The 19,944-nt window shown below is 59.1% G+C and carries 21 protein-coding genes; 14 read left to right on the plus strand and 7 right to left on the minus strand.

Going from position 1 to position 19,944, the window contains the following annotated elements; genetic code table 11:
• Positions 1 to 48 precede the first annotated feature (48 nt).
• Complete coding sequence (locus AC2FJC_RS15515; RefSeq protein WP_113791601.1) at positions 49 to 1,272, minus strand: urate hydroxylase PuuD; 1,224 nt, start codon at positions 1,270 to 1,272, stop codon at positions 49 to 51.
• 96 nt (positions 1,273 to 1,368) lie between these two features.
• On the opposite strand from AC2FJC_RS15515, the gene AC2FJC_RS15520 reads away from it, so the two are divergent.
• Positions 1,369 to 2,292: a LysR family transcriptional regulator gene (locus tag AC2FJC_RS15520; protein ID WP_496740182.1), complete on the plus strand. Its 924-nt coding sequence runs from the start codon at positions 1,369 to 1,371 to the stop codon at positions 2,290 to 2,292.
• A gap of 33 nt (positions 2,293 to 2,325) precedes the next feature.
• Here the strand turns inward: AC2FJC_RS15520 and uraH are convergent, their stop codons facing one another.
• The gene (gene uraH, locus AC2FJC_RS15525) at positions 2,326 to 2,682 is read right to left on the minus strand and encodes a hydroxyisourate hydrolase (protein ID WP_496726840.1); all 357 of its coding nucleotides are present in this window, start codon (positions 2,680 to 2,682) and stop codon (positions 2,326 to 2,328) included.
• Between the two features lie 161 nt (positions 2,683 to 2,843).
• Here uraH and puuE point away from each other — a divergent pair, with 161 nt between their 5' ends.
• Both puuE and AC2FJC_RS15535 read left to right on the plus strand, forming a co-directional pair.
• A complete protein-coding gene (puuE, locus tag AC2FJC_RS15530) occupies positions 2,844 to 4,262 on the plus strand; it encodes an allantoinase PuuE (protein ID WP_496740183.1) in 1,419 nt (472 codons plus the stop codon).
• Positions 4,259 to 4,747, plus strand: a complete 489-nt coding sequence (locus AC2FJC_RS15535) for an ureidoglycolate lyase (RefSeq protein WP_496740184.1) — start codon at positions 4,259 to 4,261, stop codon at positions 4,745 to 4,747. The genes puuE and AC2FJC_RS15535 overlap by 4 nt, the downstream gene beginning before the upstream one ends.
• Positions 4,748 to 4,841: 94 nt before the next feature.
• Here the strand turns inward: AC2FJC_RS15535 and AC2FJC_RS15540 are convergent, their stop codons facing one another.
• The 3 genes from AC2FJC_RS15540 to AC2FJC_RS15550 all read right to left on the minus strand — a co-directional run bounded on the left by AC2FJC_RS15540 (position 4,842) and on the right by AC2FJC_RS15550 (position 7,128).
• Complete coding sequence (locus AC2FJC_RS15540) at positions 4,842 to 5,828, minus strand: type I glyceraldehyde-3-phosphate dehydrogenase (protein ID WP_496740185.1); 987 nt, start codon at positions 5,826 to 5,828, stop codon at positions 4,842 to 4,844.
• Positions 5,829 to 5,882: 54 nt separating this feature from the next.
• Positions 5,883 to 6,206, minus strand: coding sequence for a hypothetical protein (locus AC2FJC_RS15545; RefSeq protein ID WP_058273193.1), 324 nt, complete (start codon positions 6,204 to 6,206; stop codon positions 5,883 to 5,885).
• Between the two features lie 88 nt (positions 6,207 to 6,294).
• Positions 6,295 to 7,128, minus strand: a complete 834-nt coding sequence (locus AC2FJC_RS15550) for a bifunctional allantoicase/(S)-ureidoglycine aminohydrolase (RefSeq protein ID WP_496740186.1) — start codon at positions 7,126 to 7,128, stop codon at positions 6,295 to 6,297.
• A gap of 175 nt (positions 7,129 to 7,303) precedes the next feature.
• Here AC2FJC_RS15550 and AC2FJC_RS15555 point away from each other — a divergent pair, with 175 nt between their 5' ends.
• Entirely contained in the window at positions 7,304 to 7,660 is a 357-nt protein-coding gene (locus tag AC2FJC_RS15555; protein ID WP_496740187.1) for a hypothetical protein, read from the plus strand.
• A gap of 7 nt (positions 7,661 to 7,667) precedes the next feature.
• Here the strand turns inward: AC2FJC_RS15555 and AC2FJC_RS15560 are convergent, their stop codons facing one another.
• Entirely contained in the window at positions 7,668 to 8,603 is a 936-nt protein-coding gene (locus AC2FJC_RS15560; protein ID WP_496740188.1) for a 2-hydroxyacid dehydrogenase, read from the minus strand.
• A 127-nt stretch (positions 8,604 to 8,730) separates the two neighbouring features.
• On the opposite strand from AC2FJC_RS15560, the gene AC2FJC_RS15565 reads away from it, so the two are divergent.
• The 4 genes from AC2FJC_RS15565 to AC2FJC_RS15580 are packed head-to-tail and all read left to right on the plus strand — an operon-like array spanning position 8,731 to position 12,441.
• A complete protein-coding gene (locus AC2FJC_RS15565) occupies positions 8,731 to 9,966 on the plus strand; it encodes an acyl-CoA dehydrogenase family protein (protein ID WP_496740189.1) in 1,236 nt (411 codons plus the stop codon).
• Positions 9,967 to 9,974: 8 nt separating this feature from the next.
• Complete coding sequence (locus AC2FJC_RS15570; RefSeq protein WP_496740190.1) at positions 9,975 to 10,781, plus strand: thioesterase family protein; 807 nt, start codon at positions 9,975 to 9,977, stop codon at positions 10,779 to 10,781.
• 5 nt (positions 10,782 to 10,786) lie between these two features.
• Positions 10,787 to 11,503 (plus strand): DUF1007 family protein, encoded by a 717-nt coding sequence (locus tag AC2FJC_RS15575; RefSeq protein WP_496740191.1) that lies wholly within the window; start codon positions 10,787 to 10,789, stop codon positions 11,501 to 11,503.
• A complete protein-coding gene (locus AC2FJC_RS15580; protein ID WP_496740192.1) occupies positions 11,488 to 12,441 on the plus strand; it encodes a nickel/cobalt transporter in 954 nt (317 codons plus the stop codon). Before AC2FJC_RS15575 ends, AC2FJC_RS15580 begins: the two co-directional genes overlap by 16 nt.
• Here the strand turns inward: AC2FJC_RS15580 and truA are convergent.
• Positions 12,438 to 13,205, minus strand: coding sequence for a tRNA pseudouridine(38-40) synthase TruA (gene truA, locus AC2FJC_RS15585; protein ID WP_496740193.1), 768 nt, complete (start codon positions 13,203 to 13,205; stop codon positions 12,438 to 12,440). The genes AC2FJC_RS15580 and truA overlap by 4 nt on opposite strands.
• A 107-nt stretch (positions 13,206 to 13,312) precedes the next feature.
• On the opposite strand from truA, the gene AC2FJC_RS15590 reads away from it, so the two are divergent.
• From AC2FJC_RS15590 to AC2FJC_RS15615, 6 genes are all read left to right on the plus strand, one after another.
• The gene (locus tag AC2FJC_RS15590) at positions 13,313 to 14,728 is read left to right on the plus strand and encodes a YcjX family GTP-binding protein (RefSeq protein ID WP_496740215.1); all 1,416 of its coding nucleotides are present in this window, start codon (positions 13,313 to 13,315) and stop codon (positions 14,726 to 14,728) included.
• Positions 14,725 to 15,180, plus strand: coding sequence for a GNAT family N-acetyltransferase (locus AC2FJC_RS15595; RefSeq protein WP_496740194.1), 456 nt, complete (start codon positions 14,725 to 14,727; stop codon positions 15,178 to 15,180). Before AC2FJC_RS15590 ends, AC2FJC_RS15595 begins: the two co-directional genes overlap by 4 nt.
• Positions 15,173 to 16,162 (plus strand): YcjF family protein, encoded by a 990-nt coding sequence (locus AC2FJC_RS15600; RefSeq protein ID WP_496740195.1) that lies wholly within the window; start codon positions 15,173 to 15,175, stop codon positions 16,160 to 16,162. The genes AC2FJC_RS15595 and AC2FJC_RS15600 overlap by 8 nt, the downstream gene beginning before the upstream one ends.
• 54 nt (positions 16,163 to 16,216) lie before the next feature.
• Complete coding sequence (locus AC2FJC_RS15605) at positions 16,217 to 16,927, plus strand: VIT1/CCC1 transporter family protein (RefSeq protein WP_472724252.1); 711 nt, start codon at positions 16,217 to 16,219, stop codon at positions 16,925 to 16,927.
• A gap of 56 nt (positions 16,928 to 16,983) precedes the next feature.
• Positions 16,984 to 17,109, plus strand: coding sequence for a hypothetical protein (locus AC2FJC_RS15610; protein ID WP_282120678.1), 126 nt, complete (start codon positions 16,984 to 16,986; stop codon positions 17,107 to 17,109).
• Positions 17,110 to 17,209: 100 nt separating this feature from the next.
• Positions 17,210 to 19,909, plus strand: coding sequence for a DUF2339 domain-containing protein (locus tag AC2FJC_RS15615; protein ID WP_496740196.1), 2,700 nt, complete (start codon positions 17,210 to 17,212; stop codon positions 19,907 to 19,909).
• Positions 19,910 to 19,944 lie beyond the last annotated feature (35 nt).

Consider the following 19,944-nt stretch of genomic DNA (forward strand, 5'->3'; position numbering starts at 1 on the left):
CCAGCGTCGCCTGAATTTTGCGACCTGTGTGATTGATCGGTCTCGGGATCAGGAACCTGCGTTGCGAAACCAGCGGATGATTGCTTCTCGGTCCTCGGGCTCCATGTAGGTGACGTTTGCGGGGGGCATCGCATGGCTGACCCCCGCCTGCAGATAGATTTGCTGGGCGTTGCGGGCAATGTCGCCTTCAGTTTCCAGCAATACGCCCTTTGGCGCCCACAAAATGCCCTCCCACACCGGTTCGCGTGCGTGGCACATCGAACAGCGTCCAAGAACGACGTCATGGGCCTCTTCAAATCCATCGGCGGCGGCATATTTCTGTTCAAATGGTGTCAGCGGCTGTGCTTCGGCCTCCTCCAGAGGTTTGTACATAGGGGCGGTAGACAACCACATGATAGCGATGAACAACAGTGCTGTGACCAGCCACGTCCAGGTCGGATCGCCTGCCCGTGCGTGGCGTGTGTTGAAATAGTGCCGGATGGTCACGCCCATCAGGAAGACCAGCGCCGCGATGATCCAGTTGTATTCCGTCGCAAAGGCCAGCGGGTAATGGTTCGACAGCATCAGGAACACGACCGGCAAAGTCAGATAGTTGTTATGCGTCGACCGTAGCTTGGCGATTTTGCCGTATTTTGGATCAGGTGTGCGGCCGTTCTTCAGATCGTCGACCACGATGCGTTGGTTCGGCATGATGATGAAGAACACATTGGCTGTCATGATCGTAGCAGTGAATGCCCCCAGATGCAGCATCATGGCGCGACCGGTGAAAACCTGATTGTAACCCCAGCCCATAACAACCAGCAGCACGAACAGAAGCACCATCAGAAGGGTCGGACGTTCACCCAGACCTGATTTGCACAGGAAATCATAGATCAGCCAACCAACTGTTAGCGAGGCGGCCGAGATCAGGATGCCTTGCCACAACGCAAGATCGGCTTTCTGCGCGTCGATCAGATACAATTCTCCACCGACCCAGTACACGATCATCAGCAATCCGGCCCCGCTGAGCCAGGTCGCGTAGCTTTCCCATTTGAACCAAACCAGGTGTTCCGGCATCCGTTCGGGCGCAACTAGGTATTTCTGAATGTGGTAAAAGCCGCCGCCATGTACTTGCCATTCCTCGCCATCCGCCGGGCCGGGGATGTCGCGGTTCAGACCAAGGTCCAGTGCGATGAAATAAAATGAGGATCCGATCCAGGCAATGGCGGTAATAACGTGCAGCCAGCGCACGGCAAAAGCCATCCAGTCCCAGAACACGGCGAAGTCGTACATGAGAAAGCTCTCCGATTGGTTGCCGTCACACTAGGCAAAGGGCACTTTCTTCGGTATTCCCTGATATTGTCAAACTGTATCAAAAAAAACGAAAAGATGTCCTATCTAGACAACATCCGCACCTTTGTCAGGGTTTACGACCTTGGCAGCATGTCCGCTGCAGGGCGAGACTTGCGAATCTCGCCAGCGGTGACGTCGGCGCGGATATCTCAGCTGGAAGATCATCTGGGCGTGCGCCTGTTTCAAAGAACGACGCGCAACCTCAGCCCGACAGAGCAGGGGCGGGCATTCTATCCCGGTGCCGTGGCTGTTCTGGATGCGGTTGACGATGCCGAAGCGCAGGTCGTCCACCTGACCGAAGCGCCGCGTGGATCGTTGTTTGTGGCTGCTCCACTAGGGGTCGGGCGCAGGGTTTTGGCGCCACACGTACCTGATTTCCTTGCGGAATATCCCGAGATCGACGTACGCTTGCGGTTGACGGACAGATCCGTTGACCTGACGACCGAAGGTTTGGACCTGGCATTTTTCATCGGCCAGCCTGAAGATAGTACTCTGCGTATTCGAAAGATCGCCGACTGCCAGCGCGTGCTTTGTGCCGCTCCGGCCTATGTTGAACGCAGGGGCATGCCTGCAACGGGCGCGGACCTCGTTTCCCAGCGCCATGAATGCCTGAACCTGAGGTTTCCCGGCGCGACCGAGTTTCAGTGGCAATTGGAAACGCCCGACGGTCCCAAGCGGTTCGCAGTCTCTGGCCGGTTCGAATGTGACGACGGTGACGTGCTGACTGACTGGGCGCTGTCGGGGCAGGGGATCGCTATGAAACCGGTTTTTGAAGTGGCCGAACACCTCAGTTCGGGGCGTCTGGTCCCCGTTGCGATCGAAACGCCGCCGGTGTCTGTTCAAATGGCCTGCCTATACACACATCGCCGCCATCAGGACCCCAAGGCGCGTTTGTTCATGGATTTCATGATTGCGCGGATCGGCAAGGTCGTGCGTGGGTCGGAAACTGCTGACACATAAAGCTGCCGCTTAGCGGCAACCCCATCCCGCGGTTCAACTGCCCCGGTAGGTCGAATAGCCGTAAGGGGAAAGCAGCAGAGGCACGTGATAATGTGCGTCGGCATCAGACATGCCAAACCGGAGCGGCACCTGATCAAGAAACAGCGGGTCCTCAGCAGCTTGACCTGAGGCGCGCAGATAGTCTCCTGCGAAGAAAACCAGCTCGTAAGTGCCAGTTTTGAACGAGTCTTGTGGCAAGATCGGGCTGTCTGTGCGCCCATCCGAATTGGTCTCCATCTCGGCGATTTTGCGATGGGAGTTCCCCGACACCCGATAGAGTGCGATTTTCAACCCTTCAGCCGGGCAGCCGCGTGCAGTGTCCAGAACATGGGTCGTCAGATAGCCAGCCACAGGTCTCTCCTTTGATTTGTCTTTTGCTTTGTCACAGTGTGGCGCAAAGTCCGAAACAGTGGAAATGCCGAAAGAACCGGAAACAGCGTTCGGATTGATTTGATAATCATCGGCGCGTTTCTGAGGTAAAGCTATTCAAAAGTTCAAGAATGGAAGATGCCATGCAGCCCCCTCGCTATCCTCGTGACATGATTGGCTACGGTGCCAACCCGCCAGACGCCCAATGGCCAGGCGGTGCAAAGCTGGCCGTTCAGATCGTGCTGAACTACGAAGAGGGCGGCGAGAACTGTGTTCTGCACGGCGATGCAGCGTCCGAGGCGTTTCTGTCCGAAATCGTGGGGGCCGCGCAATGGCCAGGCCAGCGCCATTGGAACATGGAGTCGATCTATGAGTACGGCGCGCGCGCCGGATTCTGGAGGTTGCACCGGTTGATGCAGGATCTGCCGATCACGGTCTACGGTGTCGCGACTGCTCTGGCCCGCTCGCCGGATCAGGTGGCCGCGATGAAGGCTGCGGGCTGGGAGATTGCCAGCCACGGCCTGAAATGGGTCGAACACAAAGACATGCCCGAAGACGAAGAGCGCGCACAGATTGCCGAGGCGATCCGCCTACATACCGAAGTTGTCGGGGAACGTCCGCGCGGTTGGTACACGGGGCGCTGTTCGGAAAACACCGCTCGTCTGGTGGCAGAAGAGGGTGGTTTTGCCTATGTGGCCGACACATATGCGGACGACTTGCCGTACTGGATGCAGACCGGTGGGCGGGATCAGTTGATCGTGCCCTATACACTGGATTGCAACGACATGCGCTTTGCCACGCCGCAAGGCTTCAACGCGGGTGACCAGTTCTATTCTTACCTCAAGGACAGCTTTGACGCACTTTACGCCGAGGGCGAGGGCGGAGCGCCCAAGATGCTGTCGATTGGCTTGCACTGCCGCCTGATCGGACGACCGGGCCGGGTGATGGCGTTGAAACGGTTTCTGGAATACGCGCGCGGCTTTTCCGATGTCTGGTTTGCAACACGGTTGCAGATCGCCGAGCACTGGGCCGAACACCATCCGGCGGTGCCGCATCCGAAACCTGCCCAGATGAATCGCGATGCGTTCGTGGCGGCGTATGGTGGCATCTTCGAGCATTCCGCCTGGATTGCCGAACGGGCGTATGAGTTGGAATTGGGGCCGGCGCATGACAAGGCCGGAGGGCTGCACAGTGCATTGACCCGCATGTTCCGATCCGCCTCTGCGGACGAAAGGATGGGTGTCCTGACCGCGCACCCGGATCTGGCCGGAAAGCTGGCGCAGGCAAAGCGGCTGACGCAGGAAAGCACGTCCGAGCAGGCTTCGGCCGGGTTGGATGCTCTGACAGATGATGAGCGTGCGATGTTCACGGGCTTGAACCAGAAATACACCGAGAAATTCGGTTTTCCGTTTATCATCGCCGTGCGTGATCACGACAAAGCGTCCATCCTCCAGGCGTTTCAACGGCGGATCGATCAGGATAAAGACACCGAATTCGCAGAGGCTTGCCGTCAGGTCGAGCGGATCGCCGAATTCCGGTTGCAGGACATTTTACCCTCATGAGCGCGCAAGTCGGGACTGCGCCTTTGACGGCCAGGGCATTTGCCCCATTCGGTGATGTCATCGAAGTGACCGGTGATCCGGACAAGATCATCAATCAGGGGCAATGTGGTCGCTACCATGATCTGGCGCGACTGGATTTCACAGACGGGCGCGCCGGTATCAGCCTGTTCAACGCCAATCCGCGATCCTTGCCCTATCAACTGGATATGGTTGAGCGTCACCCCGAGGGCAGTCAGGCATTCATACCGATGACACACCAGCCCTTTCTGGTTGTCGTGGCCCCGGATGAGGGTGGGCGGCCCGGACATCCGCGGGCATTTGTGACCAAGCCCGGACAGGGTGTGAACTATTTTCGCGGCACATGGCATGGGGTGCTGACCCCATTGCACGGGCCCGGCTTATTCGCTGTGATTGATCGGATTGGTGAGGGGACTAATCTGGAGGAGTTCTGGTTTGACACTCCGTTCGAGATCATAGGCGGATAGGGAGCTCCCGCCCGGTCAATGCGCATCAAAGATGCTTGTGACCCGTTTGGCCAAGCAGCGCGCGGGTAAGCCCGCCCGCTGCGCCCGCGCAAATTCAGCTATCTGTCATAAGACGGGCAACATTCAGCATGCGTGCCGAAAATCCCCATTCATTGTCATACCAGCCGAAAACACGGACCTGATGTTCGCCGACCATGCGTGTTTCGGGTCCCGCTATAACCAGCGACTCTGGGCGTGTACGCAGGTCTGACGAGACCAGAGGGTGATCTGTCCAACCCAGCACTGGCGATGTCTGGACGGCTGCGCGCAGTTCGGCTTCGAACAAGTCGGGTGACATTCCGCGATCCAGCGTCACCACCAGATCAATGGCGGATACACTGGCCGTCGGAACCCGAACAGCAGCGCCCGAGATGCGCCCGGCCAGATGCGGCATGACGTCGTCGATCAGGTGGGTGGCGCTTGACGTGGTCGGCACCATAGACAGCGCGCCCGCGCGCGAACGGGCCAAATCGCCGCGTGGCGCGTCCACCATAGGCTGGCTGTTCGTATAGCAGTGAATTGTTGTCATATGGGCTGACGCAATCCCGCCAATCTGGTCCAACACTTTGACCAAGGGCGCAAGCCCGTTGGTTGTGCAAGACGCGTTGGACACGATGCGAGCGTTGCCCAACTGATCTTCGTTGGCCCCCAGAACGATTGTGATTTCGGTCGCGGGCGAGGGGCCAGAGATCAGCACCTTGCGAGCCCCGGCGGTCAGGCCCTGACTGGCCACATCCGAGGTGCGGGCAACGCCGGTGCAATCCATCAGAACGTCGACGCCGGACAGATCGACATGTGCCAGATTGGGACTGTGTGTCATTGGGATTGTGTGCCCATCGACGACGATCGCCGCGTCGCCCTGTTCTACTACTCCGGCGTAGGGGCCAAATGTGCTGTCATATTTGAACAGGTAGGCGCAGGTCTCAAGCGGGGCGATGTCGTTGATCAGAACCAGCTCAATATCTGTATCCTGCGGCAAAGCCAGCAGCTGCCGCAGGATTGTGCGGCCAATACGGCCGAATCCGTTGATTGCAAGTTTCATGCGCAAGCTATGGCAGCGCGCTGCCAATAGCTCAATGCCCGTTGTGACCTATGGTCAGTTGCAGCTGACCTGCGAAAAGAACTGACCCGAAATGTTCTGGTACATGCTGGCCACGATCGGTCTGCACCCGGTCGCTTGCTGAAAGGCGGCTATGGCCTGAATGGTGCGCAAGCGCGGCGGTGGGCCAAAGGGGTTCAGGTTGTTGTTGTCGCGCGTCGCACGGTACACGACCGGAGCGTCCGAAACCTGTGTCACCGCCCAGGTACGGCTCATGACAGAAACCTGCTTGGTTTCTTCCTTTGCGGCGACAGGCGTTGCATCAAATGCCGTCAAACCAATCGCAGCAGCCAGTGCCAGCATCGTTACACGCAGTACCATTGAACAATCTCCAGTGCTAAAATCCGCTGTCATTTCACCAGATTCACGCGCTTCTGTGAACCCCTGACCGAAAAAAGCGTTTAAAAGCCTAGCGTTTGGACAACATCAACGGCATGTGCCGGTTCACATCCTTGTACAGCAGATAGCGAAAGCGACCAGGTCCGCCCGCATAGCAGGCCTGCGGGCAGAAGGCGCGCAACCACATGTAATCGCCGGCCTCTACCTCGACCCAATCCTGATTGAGCCGATAGACCGCCTTGCCTTCCAGCACGTACAAACCGTGTTCCATGACATGGGTTTCGGCAAAGGGAATCACGCCGCCGGGTTCGAAATTGACGATATTGACATGCATGTCATGACGCAGATCCTGCGGATCTGTGAAGCGGGTTGTGGACCAGCGCCCCTCGGTGCCGGGCATCTCGACGGGGGATACATCACGTTCGTTGGTGATGATCGGATCTGGTGCAGGCAGGCCCGGAACGGCTTCATAGGCTTTGCGAACCCAGTGGAATCGAGCGGTTTTTTCGGCGCGGTTGTGCAGGGTCCAATCCGATCCGGACGGGATATAGGCATAACCGCCGGTATCGAGGACATGCTCAGTGCCGCCTAACGTCAGGGTCACCTCGCCTTCGACCACAAAGAGAACACCCTGCGCCTTGGCGTCTGTTTCTGGGTGGTCGCTGCCGCCACCGGGCTGGACCTCCATGATGTATTGCGAAAACGTCTCGGCAAACCCGCTGAGGGGGCGGGACAGGACCCAAAGCCGGGTGCCTTCCCAGAACGGCAGGTTGCTGGTGACAATGTCGCGCATGGTGCCTTTGGGGATTACCGCATAGGCGTCGGTAAACATGGCGCGGTCGGTCAACAGTTGGTCTTGTCCGGGGTGTCCGCCTGTGGGCGCATAATAGGTGGGCTGTGCCATTTCATGCCTCTGGTTCGTGTTTGGGGTACTATGCGGGGATTGGCCCGGAGGTCCTAGCACCCGAGTCGCGATAGGTTTGTTCGGTATTATTTGAAGGTCGGCCAGCGGGGCTTGGCCCCCGTTCCCCGGCGGTATAGTCTTGTGACCAAACTTATTTCAGCAAGGCGAGAAGATCATGAAAGCCTGGATTTCACCCTTTTTTGCAGCAGCCGTTATGATCGGCGCGGTTTCACTGGCACAGGCCAAGCCACTTTCGAGAATCATCGCAGAAATGGGGTTGAGCCCCGAGGACTATAGTGTCGTCAACGCCACGACCAACGCGATGTTGACAGATGAAATGCCTCAGGTCGGAACCGAACGCACTTGGTCGAACGATGATACCGGATCAAAAGGCACCGTTCGGGTGCGCGAGGTCCGAGACAATTGCGTGCATCTTCAGCATTTCATTGTGCCCGCCGGGGCCGAGCAATCACGCGAAGTCAGAACCCGCAATTGCCGGGATGCCGGCGGGAACTGGGTTCTGACACCCTGATTTCGACTCAGTAGCCGCGTGTGCGGTCGACTTCGTGCAGCAAGGGCTTTCCTGCCGACAACCGTTGGAAATTCTCTGCAACGTCCGCCAATGCTTCACCTAAGTGCCAGCCAGAAACATGCGGAGTGATTGTGACGCCAGGGTGTGCCCAGAGCGGACTGTCTGAGGGTAAGGGTTCTGTACTGGTTACGTCCAGAACGGCGTGGCCGGGCGTTCCACGGTCCAAGGCTTCGATCAGCGCATTTTCGTCAATCAGATCACCACGCCCTGCGTTCAACAGCTGACTGCCGGGCTTCATGGCGGCCAGCATCTGCACATCGAACAAGCCGACAGTTTGCGGCGTGGACGGCAGAATTGCGCAAACATGGTCGCATTGGCCTAGCAACGTCGGCAGCGCATCCTCGCCATGTAGGCAGGTGACACCCTCGATCTCTTTCGGGGATCGGCTCCATCCCATGACCTGAAATCCGATGGCGCGCAGCATCTTGGCGCTGCGGGCGCCGATATGGCCCAGGCCCAGAACGCCCACTACGGTGTCCGGCGTGAATACCGGCGCTTTGGGCACCCATTCTGCCTTGCGCTGGGCAGCTTCGTGAAAGGCCACGTTCCGTTGGTGGTGAAGGACATAGGCGACGAACCACTCGGCAATACCTTGCGCCGGTGCATCGGGCTTGAGCCGTGCGACACGGACGTGATCGGGCAGGTTCGGGTTGCCAACAATCGTTTCGACGCCTGCGCCCAGTTTCTGAACCAGTTGCAGGTTCGGCAGCCGTTTGGGGTGGTCGTTGTTCAGGCCGACAACAGCGACCATGGTGATTTCGCTTGCATCTCCAATCGTTTCCCGGGTGCGCACATCCGCACCGGGGTGTATGTTTCGGATCGTTCTGGCGATGTCATCATCGCTTATCCAGTCGGTCAGACCGGTTTCGATCAGTAGCGCCATGAATCATCCTCGCAATTTCATTTTGATTGAGTTGACGTTCCGTCACACAGCTAGACATTCTATCGGCAGCTAAGTCATTCTCTGTTCAAAGGTAAAGCCCGCTCTTTGGGCCTGAGGAGGAAAGCTCATGAACATGTCATTCGGTCTGCGCGAAGAAAACCGCGCGCTGCTGCAACGTGTGGCAGATATGATCCGGGATGAGATCATGCCGCTGGAAGAAGAATATCAGGCCGAAATCGATAAGGGCGACCGCTGGCAATACACCGAACGTCAGGCTGAAATCCTGGAAGGGCTGAAAACCAAGGCCAAGGCTGCCGGATTATGGAACTTCTGGCTGACCGACAGCGACAAGGGCTTTGGTTTGACCACGGTCGAGTATGCTTACTTCGCCGAGGAGATGGGCAAAACGCCCCTTGGGGCCGAGGTGTTCAACTGTTCGGCCCCCGATACCGGTAATATGGAAGTGTTCGAGCGCTACGGCACGGACCAGATGAAAGAGCAGTGGCTGAAACCCCTGCTGAACGGCGATATCCGGTCAGCGTATTTGATGACGGAGCCGGATGTGGCGTCATCGGATGCCACGAACGTGTCGATGTCCTGTGTGCGGGATGGGGATGATTTTGTTCTGAACGGAGAAAAATGGTGGTCATCGGGGGCGGGTGATCCACGGTGCAAGGTCTATATCGTCATGGTCAAGACGGCAGGCGACGAGCAACCCAAACACAAGCGGCAGTCGATGATTGTTGTGCCTGCCGACGCGCCAGGGATAGAAATTCTACGCCCGATGCAGGTTTACGGCCACGATGATGCCCCGCATGGCCACATGCATATCCGCTTTACCAACGTCCGTGTGCCAGCTGAGAGCATCCTGTTGGGCGAAGGCCGCGGGTTCGAGATCGCGCAAGGCCGTCTCGGGCCCGGTCGTATCCACCATTGTATGCGCGCAATTGGGCAGGCTGAATCGGCGCTGGAACAGATGTGCAAACGGTCGCTGCAGCGCGAAGCCTTCGGCAAGAAACTGGCGCAACTCGGGGCCAATTTCGATATCATTGCCGAATGCCGGATGGAGATTGAAATGGCGCGCTTGCTGTGCCTGAAGGCTGCTTGGTACATGGATCAGGGCGATGCCCGTGCGGCAGCACCCTGGATCAGCCAGATCAAGGTCGTGGCCCCGCGTGTCGCACTCAAAGTCATCGATGAGGCCGTTCAGATGTTCGGCGGGGAGGGGGTCAGTCAGGATACGCCGCTGGCGACGGCCTGGACCCATGTGCGTACATTACGGTTGGCCGATGGGCCTGATGCGGTACACCGCCGTCAGGTGGCGCGGGCCGAGTTGAAAAAGCACACGCAGGAAAAAGTCTGAGGTTTTAGGTGGTGTTGAAACCGGATCTGAAGGAACAAGCCTATTTCCACGTTCGGGCTGACGGCGCTTTTGCCGGCAATGATCCCGCACGCGGGCCGTGGTCTGCGGATCATTGTCATGCGGGCCCGGTCGCAGGGCTGATCGTTCGTGCCGCCGAAACAGAGGTTGGGCCGGAAAAGATGCTGACACGGCTGACTGTGGACTTGCTCCGCCCGCTGCCGCTGACAGGATTGCGGGTGGCCGCAGAGACGACGCGCCATACAAAGACGCTGGCCACAACCCGGGTCACGGTGCACGATCTGGACGATACGCTGTGCGCTACGGCCACCACGATGCACATGGTGCGCCGCGATTTGGGGTCGGTTCCGAACATCACGTTGCCGGCGCCCGAACTCGACGATGCGGTGACCGGCCCGTTTCCGATTGGCGAAACGCGTCATGACCTGCCGGGGTTCGCAAACCATTCGGACATTCTCTACCCCAAGGGTGGCAACCAGAAAGCCGGTCCAAAGACAATCTGGATGCGCACCCCGAAGCTGTTGGAGGGCGAGGCGCAATCGCCGATTCAAGCGCTATGCCCGCTGGCGGATTGTGGCAACGGGATCTCGTGGAATGCACCGACGTCGGAGATGGGGTTCATGAACACCGATCTGACGGTCCAGATTCATCGTGAACCCAAATCGGACTGGTTGGCCTCGCAGTCCGTATCTCATTGGCAACCTTCAGGAATAGGGATGTCGCAATCGGTTCTGTTCGACACCGAAGGCCCGGTCGGTACAGCGTTGCAGACACTGGTTTTGTTCCCGCCGAAGTGACTGGTTTGGCCAGTTCCCGCACGGGTCTGCCGAAACACGTTGCCGGGCACGGGCCAAGCCCCTATCTTTCGCCTATGCGATGGCTCATAACCCTTGTCTCCTGTTGCCTGCCGGTTCCGGCATTGGCCCACCCGCATGTCTTTATCGACACCGGGCTGGAATTTATTGTGGATGATAGCGGCCAGTTGACCCATGTCAGGGTAACTTGGGCGTATGATGAGCTTTTCTCGCTGTTTCAGCTTGAGGATATGAAGCTGGATCAGGATTCCGATGGCATTCTGACCGAGAGCGAAGAAAAGTTTCTGTCCGGCTTTGATGCCCAGTGGGTCGAAGGATATAATGGCGATCTCGTGGTGTTCGCCGATGGCGCGCCTGTCGTCTTGTCGGGACCGATGGAGGCCAAAGCGACCACCGAGGATGGACGTATCGTGACAACCCACCTGCGTGCGGTGGAAGGCGGCGGAGTGCCGGCAACCGCCGTCGTCGCCAAAGCATATGATGAATCCTATTACACGGCTTATGAAGTGACCCTCCCAGTGAAGGTGTCCGGGCCCGCTGCTTGTCAGATAAGCCGGATTGACGCGGATATCGACGGGCAACTGGCGCAGATGCAGGCGTTCCTACAGACCTTGGACGCCGACTATGACCTTGAAGAAAACGATATCCCCCTGGTTGGGGAAAGCTTTGCGACCGAGGTCCGTCTTTCATGTCCAAGTACTTGATTGTTCCTGTAGCCATCGCCGTTGGTCTATTGCTGTGGTTTTGGGGCAGCGGTGGTTTTGACCATTTGGCCGCTTGGGCCGCTGGTGAGCAGCGGGAGTTTCAGAACCAGATCGCCCGCGCTTTGCGCGCCGCGCGTGCGGAACAACCCGAGGCCGTGGCAACGCTGCTGACAGTCTGTTTTGCTTACGGCTTTTTTCACGCCATCGGTCCTGGCCACGGCAAAGTACTGATCGGCGGTTATGGATTGGGTCGCAACGTGGCCTTTCTGCGCCTGTCCGCGATCAGCTTGTTGTCCAGCTTGGGGCAGGCGGTGACGGCAGTGGTTCTGGTCTATGCCGGGGTACTGGTGTTCCAAATGTCTCGGGCAAGCCTTGTCGACACGACTGAAAAGGTTATGGCCCCGATCAGCTATGGTGCCATTGCAGCGATCGGTTTGTGGTTGATTTTTCGGTCCATTCGCAGTTTTGCGCGACGCCATCGCAGCCAAAACGTGCATCATCATGGCCACGACCACTCGCACGAACACTCGCACGAGGATGGTCACGAACATCACGACCATGACCATGGTGTCTGTTCTGATTGTGGGCATCGCCATGGTCCTACTGCCGACGAAGTGGCCCAAGTCGGTAGCCTGCGCGAAGCGGTGGTGTTGATCGCAGGAATTGCCGCGCGCCCCTGTACCGGAGCTCTCTTTGTTCTAATCCTGACGTGGCAGATGGGTATCGCGATGGTCGGCATTGCTGGCGCTTTCGCAATGGCGCTGGGCACGGCGACCGTCACAACTCTGGTCGGTTGGACGTCGTTCGGACTGCGCGGAGGGCTTCTGGCCTCGGCTTCGGCCACGCGATTTGCCTCGGTTCTGGCTCCGACTATTGAGCTTGTGGCAGGCCTGCTAATCGCTGTGATTGCATGCGGTCTGCTGTTGCGCGCGATTTAATCGAAGACCGGTTCAGGATATCCGACCCGCGCCAGATACAAACCTTGCGGCGGGCACACAGGCCCGCAGGCCGCACGGTCGGTGGCTTCCAACGCATCCCGCACATCCTTGGGCGTCCATGTGCCGGCACCGACACGTTCAAGCGTCCCGACGAAGCTGCGCACTTGGTTATGAAGGAAAGACCGGGCGCGAACGTGAAAATGTATCTCTGGCCCTGAAAAACCGTCAATCTTCTCGACGCTCAGCTCATCCAGGGTTTTGACAGGGCTTGCAGCCTGACAAATTGAAGACCGGAACGTGGTGAAATCATGCCGCCCGATCAGCATATCCGCGCCCGCCTGCATCGCGTCGACGTCCAACTGATGGTTGATCTGCCAGACCTGCCCGGCGTCGTGGGTTGCCGGGGCACGGCGCATCAGGATGCGAAACAGGTATTGCCGTTCGAGCGCTGAAAAACGCGCGTGCCAGTCGTCATCCACACGTGCGGCTTTAACGATGGCCACGGGTTGCGGTTTAAGGTGATAGTTCAGCGCCTCGGACAGTCGAAAAGGGTCCCATTCCTTGGTCAGATCACAATGCGCAACCTGTCCCAGCGCGTGTACGCCTGCATCCGTGCGACCAGCGGCGGCAATGGTGTGATCGCCGGGCTCGATGCGCGACAGAGCCTGTTCGATTGCCCCCTGAACAGACGGCTGATCTTTTTGCCGCTGCCACCCGGCAAACGGTTCCCCCTGGTATTCGACTTTCAGTGCGTATCTAGGCATGCGCTGCTGGTAACGCGCTGCGTCGCAACGGGCAAGAGCGGGAAAGCGCTGGTATGTCCGACAGCCGCTACCTATCTTGGGGGAAACGAAAAAAGCGGGGCGACAGATTGGTCATCTCATCTTTGGCAGACAGTTTGGCGCGCGGCGTCGAGTCCGTGGGCGACCGCGTGTCTGAGGCATTGTTTGAGCCGGTGGTCCGACTGGGCGTCACCGGGTTGGCCCGTTCGGGGAAAACGGTTTTCATAACATCGCTGGTCGCGAACCTGCTCGATCGCGGGCGGATGCCCGGCCTAGTGGCGCAGCAGGAAGGGCGGATCAACGCGGCTTACCTGCAGCCCCAGCCGGACGACACTGTGCCGCGTTTCGACTATGAAAATCATCTGACAGCCTTGACCGGACCTCAGCCGCACTGGCCGGACAGTACGCGCGCCGTGTCCGAACTGCGCCTGTCGTTCAAGGCACGCCCCGCCGGTCTGTTGTCGGGGCTGCAGGGCCCGCGAACCATCCATCTGGATATCGTGGACTATCCGGGCGAATGGCTGCTGGATTTGGCATTGCTGGACAAAACCTACGAGGACTGGTCGCAGGAAACGCTGGAGCGCATCGCCAATCGAGCAGAGGCTACGACCTTTTTGTCGCTGGCAAAGGCCATTGATCCATCCGAAAGTCATGATGAACCCAAAGCACAATCACTGGCCCAAGAATTCGCTTTATACCTGGACGCTGCGCGCGACGCCGGGTTCTATGACTGCACGCCCGGGCGGTTCCTGCTGCCGGGCGATTTGGCCGGGTCCCCGGTGCTGACATTTGCGCCCTTGCCGGTCGAAGGTCACAGTCCACGGCGCAGCCTGCATCGTGAGATGGCCCGCCGGTACGAAGCGTACAAGTCCAAGGTCGTAAAGCCTTTCTTCCGTTACCATTTCGCCCGGATCGACCGGCAGGTGGTTCTGGTAGATGCGCTGGGCGCAATCCACAACGGTCCGCAGGCGGTTGAAGATATGCGCCGCGCGATGGCCGATATCCTGTCGGCATTCCGACCGGGGCGAAATGCGTGGCTCAGCCAGTTGCTGCTGGGTAAGCGGGTCGAGCGTATCTTGTTTGCAGCCACCAAGGCCGATCATTTGCATCACTTGCAACATCACCGCCTGACAAACATCATGGAGGCCCTGACCCGCGAGGCGCGCGACCGCGCCAGTTTCGCCGGCGCAGAGACAGCGGCACTATCCCTCGCCTCTTTAAGGGCAACGACCGAAGAAATTCGCACTCATAATGGGGCCGAGCTGCCATGCGTGCGGGGAACGTTGCTGGACAGCGGCAAACAGGCGGCTTTCTATCCCGGAGACCTGCCCGAAGACCCGTCGCATCTGCTCGGTCCGGCGCGTAACGGGTCCGACGGCTGGCTGGGTGAGGATTACGAGTTCATGGCCTTTGCGCCAGCGCACCTGACCTTGCGGCCCGGTGATGGCCCACCTCATATCCGGTTGGACCGGGCCGCCCAGTTTCTGATCGGAGACCGGCTGTGACCGTCATCCTGCGTCCTGCCCGCAGCACAGATGCCGGTGTAGCCGGAGAGATTTTGCACGGTTTCGCTATTGAAAACGAGTGGATGCCGAAACTGCATTCGCGGGCGGAAACCATCGCATTTTGCGGCCGAATGATTGATCTGGAATGGATGACTGTGGCCGAAACCGAAAACGGGGTGATTGGGTTCCTGGCGCTCAATGGCACCGAGATTCACTCACTTTATCTGTCACCCGACGCGCGTGGGCGGGGGACTGGTCGGCAATTGATTGAATATGCCAAGTCCCGCCAGTCCGAATTGTCTCTGTTCGCCTTTCAGGCCAACCATTCCGCACGCCGGTTTTATGAGCGCAACGGCTTTGTCGAGGTCGCACGCAGCGATGGCGCTGACAACGACGAGAACCTCCCGGACATCAAGTATGTCTGGAACAGTGAAGGAGCAGCCAATGGCTAAGGGGCCGGTTCTGATTGATCTAGACGCTGATGAACCCGCGGCCGACGTGTCGCAAGCGCCTCCGGTACCGGATATCGCGCAGCCTCAGGGTCAGGCGATGCAGGGCGCGGCGCGTTTGGCGGCGCGCAAACCTTCGACTCTGTCGCGTTGGTTCTGGGGTTTGGCGCTTGCCGCGCTTGGGGCCGTGGTGTCGGTCGCGGCTTGGGACTTTGTGAATTCACTGCTTTTGCGTGCTCCGATCATAGGATGGGTGATTACGGGTTTGTTTGCAGCACTGGTGTTGGTCGCCTTGATCATCGCTGTGCGCGAGTTGGCCGCAATTGGGCGGTTGTCCCGTGTGGATGGGATGCGGCGCGCCGCAGATACCGCCTTGGCCGAAGACGATCTGGCGCAGGCGCGCGCAGTCACGAACCGATTGATCTCGTTTTACAAAGGCCGCGAGGAAACTCGTTGGGGGCGCGATCGGCTGTCGGAGCGGATCGACGAACAATTTGACGCGACTGGTCTGCTGACCTTGGCCGAGGGTGAGTTGCTGGCCCCGCTGGATGTCGCTGCCAGTCGCGAAGTCGAGGCTGCCGCGCGGCAGGTTGCAACGGTGACTGCATTGGTGCCCTTGGCACTTGCGGATGTTGCAACTGCGCTGGCCGCTTCGTTGCGGATGATCCGGCGCATTGCCGAAATCTACGGCGGGCGCGCAGGGTTTCTGGGCAGTTGGCGTCTGACTCGGGCCGTGTTCGTGCACCTTGTGGCCACCGGCGCTGTGGCCGTTGGGGACGACCTGCTGGAACCTGTGCTTGGGGGATCTATCCTTAGCAAACTGTCGCGCCGGTTTGGCGAGGGGTTGGTCAACGGCGCGCTAAGTGCGCGGGTCGGGGTCGCCGCGATGGAGGTCTGCCGTCCGCTGCCCTTCTCGGATCGGCACAAGCCATCAACCCGCAGCATCATCAAACGCGCACTGGCGGGCCTGTTTTCCAAAACTTGACCTAACGCAAGGTACAGTAGCTGGCTATCGTGCATAACAGTGTCAGAGCCAGCCATGACCGATCACGGACACAGCCAGCAAGAGATTGCAGAACGCATCAACGCGCCACCAGGTCGCGGTGTTTTGCGGGATGTGGTCTATGGTGGGATCGATGGGTCCGTAACTACCTTTGCCATTGTGGCGGGTGTAGCTGGGGCGGGCCTGTCACCGTTTATTATCGTTGCATTGGGACTGGCCAATGTACTGGCAGACGGGTTTTCCATGGCGGCGGGTAATTACTCGGGCACCAAGGCTGAGCTGGACAATATCCTCCGCATCCGGTCCATCGAAGAACGTCACATCAGGCTGTACCCGGAAGGCGAGCGAGATGAAGTACATGCGATCTTGTCGCAAAAGGGCCTGTCGGGGCGCGTGCTGGATGAGGCCACGGACGCCATCACAGCCAACCGCGACAATTGGATCAATCTGATGATCGAGGGTGAATACGGATTGGGCAGCGTCGATCCGAACCCGTTCAAAGCCGCGATGGCAACGTTTTTGGCGTTTCTTGTGGCCGGCATGGTCCCGCTGCTGCCGTTTCTGCTGTCGTTCGATCGGGCCTTTCATCTCTCGATTATCATGACCATGGCGGTCTTTTTTGTCATCGGAGCTTTAAAAAGCAGATGGTCACTGGCTCCGTGGTGGCGGTCAGGTCTAGAGACTTTTGCGATCGGCGGCGCGGCCGCACTGATGGCGTATTTTGTTGGCTCGTTGTTCCATCCCTAGTGATAAGAAGTACCGCTGGGCGCGCGGTGTAGATTGTCAGTATTTCAAAGTCGTTGATGGACCCGGATCTGATCCTGCGATGGCTACATACTGTCGACGCCTGTTTCTCATCTGGTTCGATTGCCGCTGTGTTGGTCATCATCTGGTTGATGGTTGCCGGACTGTCCCTTGGCTGGGGATAAGGCGTTCTGAACTGCGTAGCCCGCAAAAACACGGTTTTTCGGACTGTTGCGCAAATCGACACCCGGCTAGGTTGACGGCACATTTGCCCGGAGGCCTCTGTTGGAATCGCTGCTCGTACTCGTTGGATTGATCGTTCTGGCCGTCCCGGTGGCCATCCTTGTTCTGTTGGTATCCCAAGTTCGACTGCGTCGCCGGGTGGAGCAACTTGAACAGCAGATTCGTACACTTGGTGGCGACCTGCCAGCGCCAGAAACAGTACCTGAATCGACGCAAGCGAGGGACAAAAAGAGCTCTCCGTGGCCGGCAATCAAAACAGACCCACCAGAGCTCGAAACGAAAGAGGGCACCTCAGCACCTGAGCCACAAAAGATACCCCTCCCCGAAACGGCGAAGGACGATCGAATCGCCGCACTGAGCGCTTGGCTGCGCGAGAACTGGTTCTATGCGGTATCGGCCCTGTCTTTGGCGCTGGCGGGTGTTTTTCTGGTCCAATACGGGGTCGAAAGCGGGCTGTTGTCGCCAACGATGCGCGTCATTGCGGCCCTGATGTTCGGCGCGACGCTGATCGGCGCGGGTGAGGTGATCCGACGGAAGTATGGCGATGACGAGTCTTCAGCCACAGCTTACCTGCCATCGGTCTTTTCCGGCGCCGGGCTGGTGACGCTGTTCGGTGGCTTGCTGGCTGCAAGGCAGTTGTACGATCTGATTGGTCCCGAAGCGGCCTTGATTGCCATGATCGCTGTTGCGCTTGTGGGGCTTGTTTTGGGCTGGTTCCACGGCCCCTTGCTGGCGGCCGTCGGTTTGATTGGTGCGTTTGCGTCACCCTTCGTGGTGGGCGGGACCTCGACCGACCCCGGCTGGTTGTACGGCTATTTCTTTGTGATCGCCGTCCTTGGGTTGGGGATCGACACTGTGCGGCGCTGGGGGTGGATATCCGTTCTGACGCTAGTCGGGGCTTATACCGCGTGCCTGCTTTTGGTGCTTTCGGCACCGGCGACCGAGCCGGGGTATCTCGTCGGCGTAACCGCATTGGCGGTTATCGCGATCGCGATCCCCGTGCGGCGGATTTGGCCAGATCACGAGGGGCGCATGATCAGTGAGATCATTGCCATTCAGAAAGGCCTCCAGTGGCCAGAGTTTCCCACACGCCTTGCCTTTGGCGCGGTGAGCGTCAGCGCAGTAACCCTGGCGATACATTGGCCGGACTCGATGGCAGAATTCTGGCTGGGTGTCATGCTGTTGGCGGGCCTGACGTTGGGTTTGCTGACCTGGGCAAGCCAGGCGCGGGCCCTGCAAGACCTGACCATACTGCCAGCCGCTGGTCTAACTTGGTTCGTACTGATCCAAGGGTGGGACAACGGGTCTGTCGCGCGCCGGTTCGCTGAAACCTATGCCGAAACCGCCGAGGCGGATTTCCCATGGGCGGTTACCCTGTTGGTGGCCTTGGGTGCATTGATCTCAGGCCTCGCGGCCTGGCGGTCCTTCCGCGCAACCGAGTACCGGGCCGTTTGGGCGGGCGGCGCTGCAGTATTTGCACCGGTGTTGGCAATCGCGCTGGAGCTTGGATGGCATCCCGCTGAGGTCATCGGAGCCTATCCGTGGGCGCTGCATGCGGTTGCATTGGCGGTGATGATGGTCGTTCTGGCCGGGCGTTTCGCGCGCGTCGACGGCGAAAACCGGCTGCGGGCGGCTTTGGTGACCTTGTCGGCTTTGTCCTGCCTGACCTTTGCCTGCGTGATTGTCCTAAGCTCGGCTGCCCTGACTATTGCTTTTGTGGCCCTGATCGTGGCCGCAGCGGTGCTGGATCGGCGCTTTGATCTTCCACCTATGGGTTGGTTCATCTGGGCTGGCGTGTTCACTGTCACGCTCAGACTTGTACTGAACCCCGGTCTGGATTGGGCAAATTCGGCACCTATCGCGGAAATGGCGCTTGTCTATGCCACAGCTGCTGTTGGATTTCTGGCGGCCTGGGCCATCCTGCGCCCATTGAACCGTCCGGTCATTGCGCTGCTTCTGGAAAGTGCGGCCTGGGCGACGGCGGGCATCTTGTTGTCCTTGCTATTGCTGCGCTGGCTCGAAGGGTTTGGCAACGGCGGTGCCCATGACAGCCACTGGGGGCTGGGGCTTTTGTCCTTGATTTGGCTGCTGCTGGCCTGCGCGCAGGTGCGGCGGTTCGAACTGGGCGGAAAACTGAATTATGCGCGCTACGGGCTGGCGTTGTTCTTTGCGGCACATGGTGTTGTTCGCTTGGCGCAGGCGCTGACCGAGGCGAACCCATTGCTGAATGCCCAAGCTGATCCGGTTCTTGGGGTGCCAATACTGAATACCCTCGCCGTGGCTTACCTGTTGCCCGCCATTGTTTTGGCCCTGTCGGCTGCTTGGCTGCCTGCACTGCACCCGCGATGGAAACAAGGGTGCTTCGGTCTGGCAACAGCCTTGGGTGCCGTCTGGCTGGGCTTGACCATTCGCCATGTCTGGCAGGGGGCCAGCGGTATGTACGAAGGCAACGGTGTTTCGCAGCCCGAGCTATACACCTACACCATGGCCCTACTGCTGGTCGGTGCGGGCCTGTTCTATCAGTCACTCGCCCGTCGATCGGACATGATGCGCAAGGCGGGGTTGGTCGTCATTGGGCTTGCCGTGGCCAAGGTGTTCCTGGTCGATATCGCTGGTTTGGGGGGGCTGATCCGGGTGTTCTCACTGCTGGCGCTTGGCCTTGCGCTGGCCGGCTTGGCGTGGCTGAACCGATGGGCCACGCTGCGCCATTCGCCGCATGGGGCGGAACCTCTGGACCATTAGGCGCGGGCGTCCTATAAGCCCGGCATGTATGACCG

The organism is Ruegeria sp. CDSB117, from assembly GCF_059611005.1.

What these genes read in the sequence shown, in the direction of transcription:
- AC2FJC_RS15515 (WP_113791601.1), bottom strand. Translation starts at nt 1,272, where the DNA reads ATGTACGACTTCGCCGTGTTCTGGGACTGGATGGCTTTTGCCGTGCGC.
- AC2FJC_RS15520 (WP_496740182.1), top strand. Translation starts at nt 1,369, where the DNA reads ATGTCCTATCTAGACAACATCCGCACCTTTGTCAGGGTTTACGACCTT.
- puuE (WP_496740183.1), top strand. Translation starts at nt 2,844, where the DNA reads ATGCAGCCCCCTCGCTATCCTCGTGACATGATTGGCTACGGTGCCAAC.
- AC2FJC_RS15535 (WP_496740184.1), top strand. Translation starts at nt 4,259, where the DNA reads ATGAGCGCGCAAGTCGGGACTGCGCCTTTGACGGCCAGGGCATTTGCC.
- AC2FJC_RS15540 (WP_496740185.1), bottom strand. Translation starts at nt 5,828, where the DNA reads ATGAAACTTGCAATCAACGGATTCGGCCGTATTGGCCGCACAATCCTG.
- AC2FJC_RS15545 (WP_058273193.1), bottom strand. Translation starts at nt 6,206, where the DNA reads ATGGTACTGCGTGTAACGATGCTGGCACTGGCTGCTGCGATTGGTTTG.
- AC2FJC_RS15550 (WP_496740186.1), bottom strand. Translation starts at nt 7,128, where the DNA reads ATGGCACAGCCCACCTATTATGCGCCCACAGGCGGACACCCCGGACAA.
- AC2FJC_RS15555 (WP_496740187.1), top strand. Translation starts at nt 7,304, where the DNA reads ATGAAAGCCTGGATTTCACCCTTTTTTGCAGCAGCCGTTATGATCGGC.
- AC2FJC_RS15560 (WP_496740188.1), bottom strand. Translation starts at nt 8,603, where the DNA reads ATGGCGCTACTGATCGAAACCGGTCTGACCGACTGGATAAGCGATGAT.
- AC2FJC_RS15565 (WP_496740189.1), top strand. Translation starts at nt 8,731, where the DNA reads ATGAACATGTCATTCGGTCTGCGCGAAGAAAACCGCGCGCTGCTGCAA.
- AC2FJC_RS15580 (WP_496740192.1), top strand. Translation starts at nt 11,488, where the DNA reads ATGTCCAAGTACTTGATTGTTCCTGTAGCCATCGCCGTTGGTCTATTG.
- truA (WP_496740193.1), bottom strand. Translation starts at nt 13,205, where the DNA reads ATGCCTAGATACGCACTGAAAGTCGAATACCAGGGGGAACCGTTTGCC.
- AC2FJC_RS15600 (WP_496740195.1), top strand. Translation starts at nt 15,173, where the DNA reads ATGGCTAAGGGGCCGGTTCTGATTGATCTAGACGCTGATGAACCCGCG.
- AC2FJC_RS15605 (WP_472724252.1), top strand. Translation starts at nt 16,217, where the DNA reads ATGACCGATCACGGACACAGCCAGCAAGAGATTGCAGAACGCATCAAC.
- AC2FJC_RS15610 (WP_282120678.1), top strand. Translation starts at nt 16,984, where the DNA reads ATGGACCCGGATCTGATCCTGCGATGGCTACATACTGTCGACGCCTGT.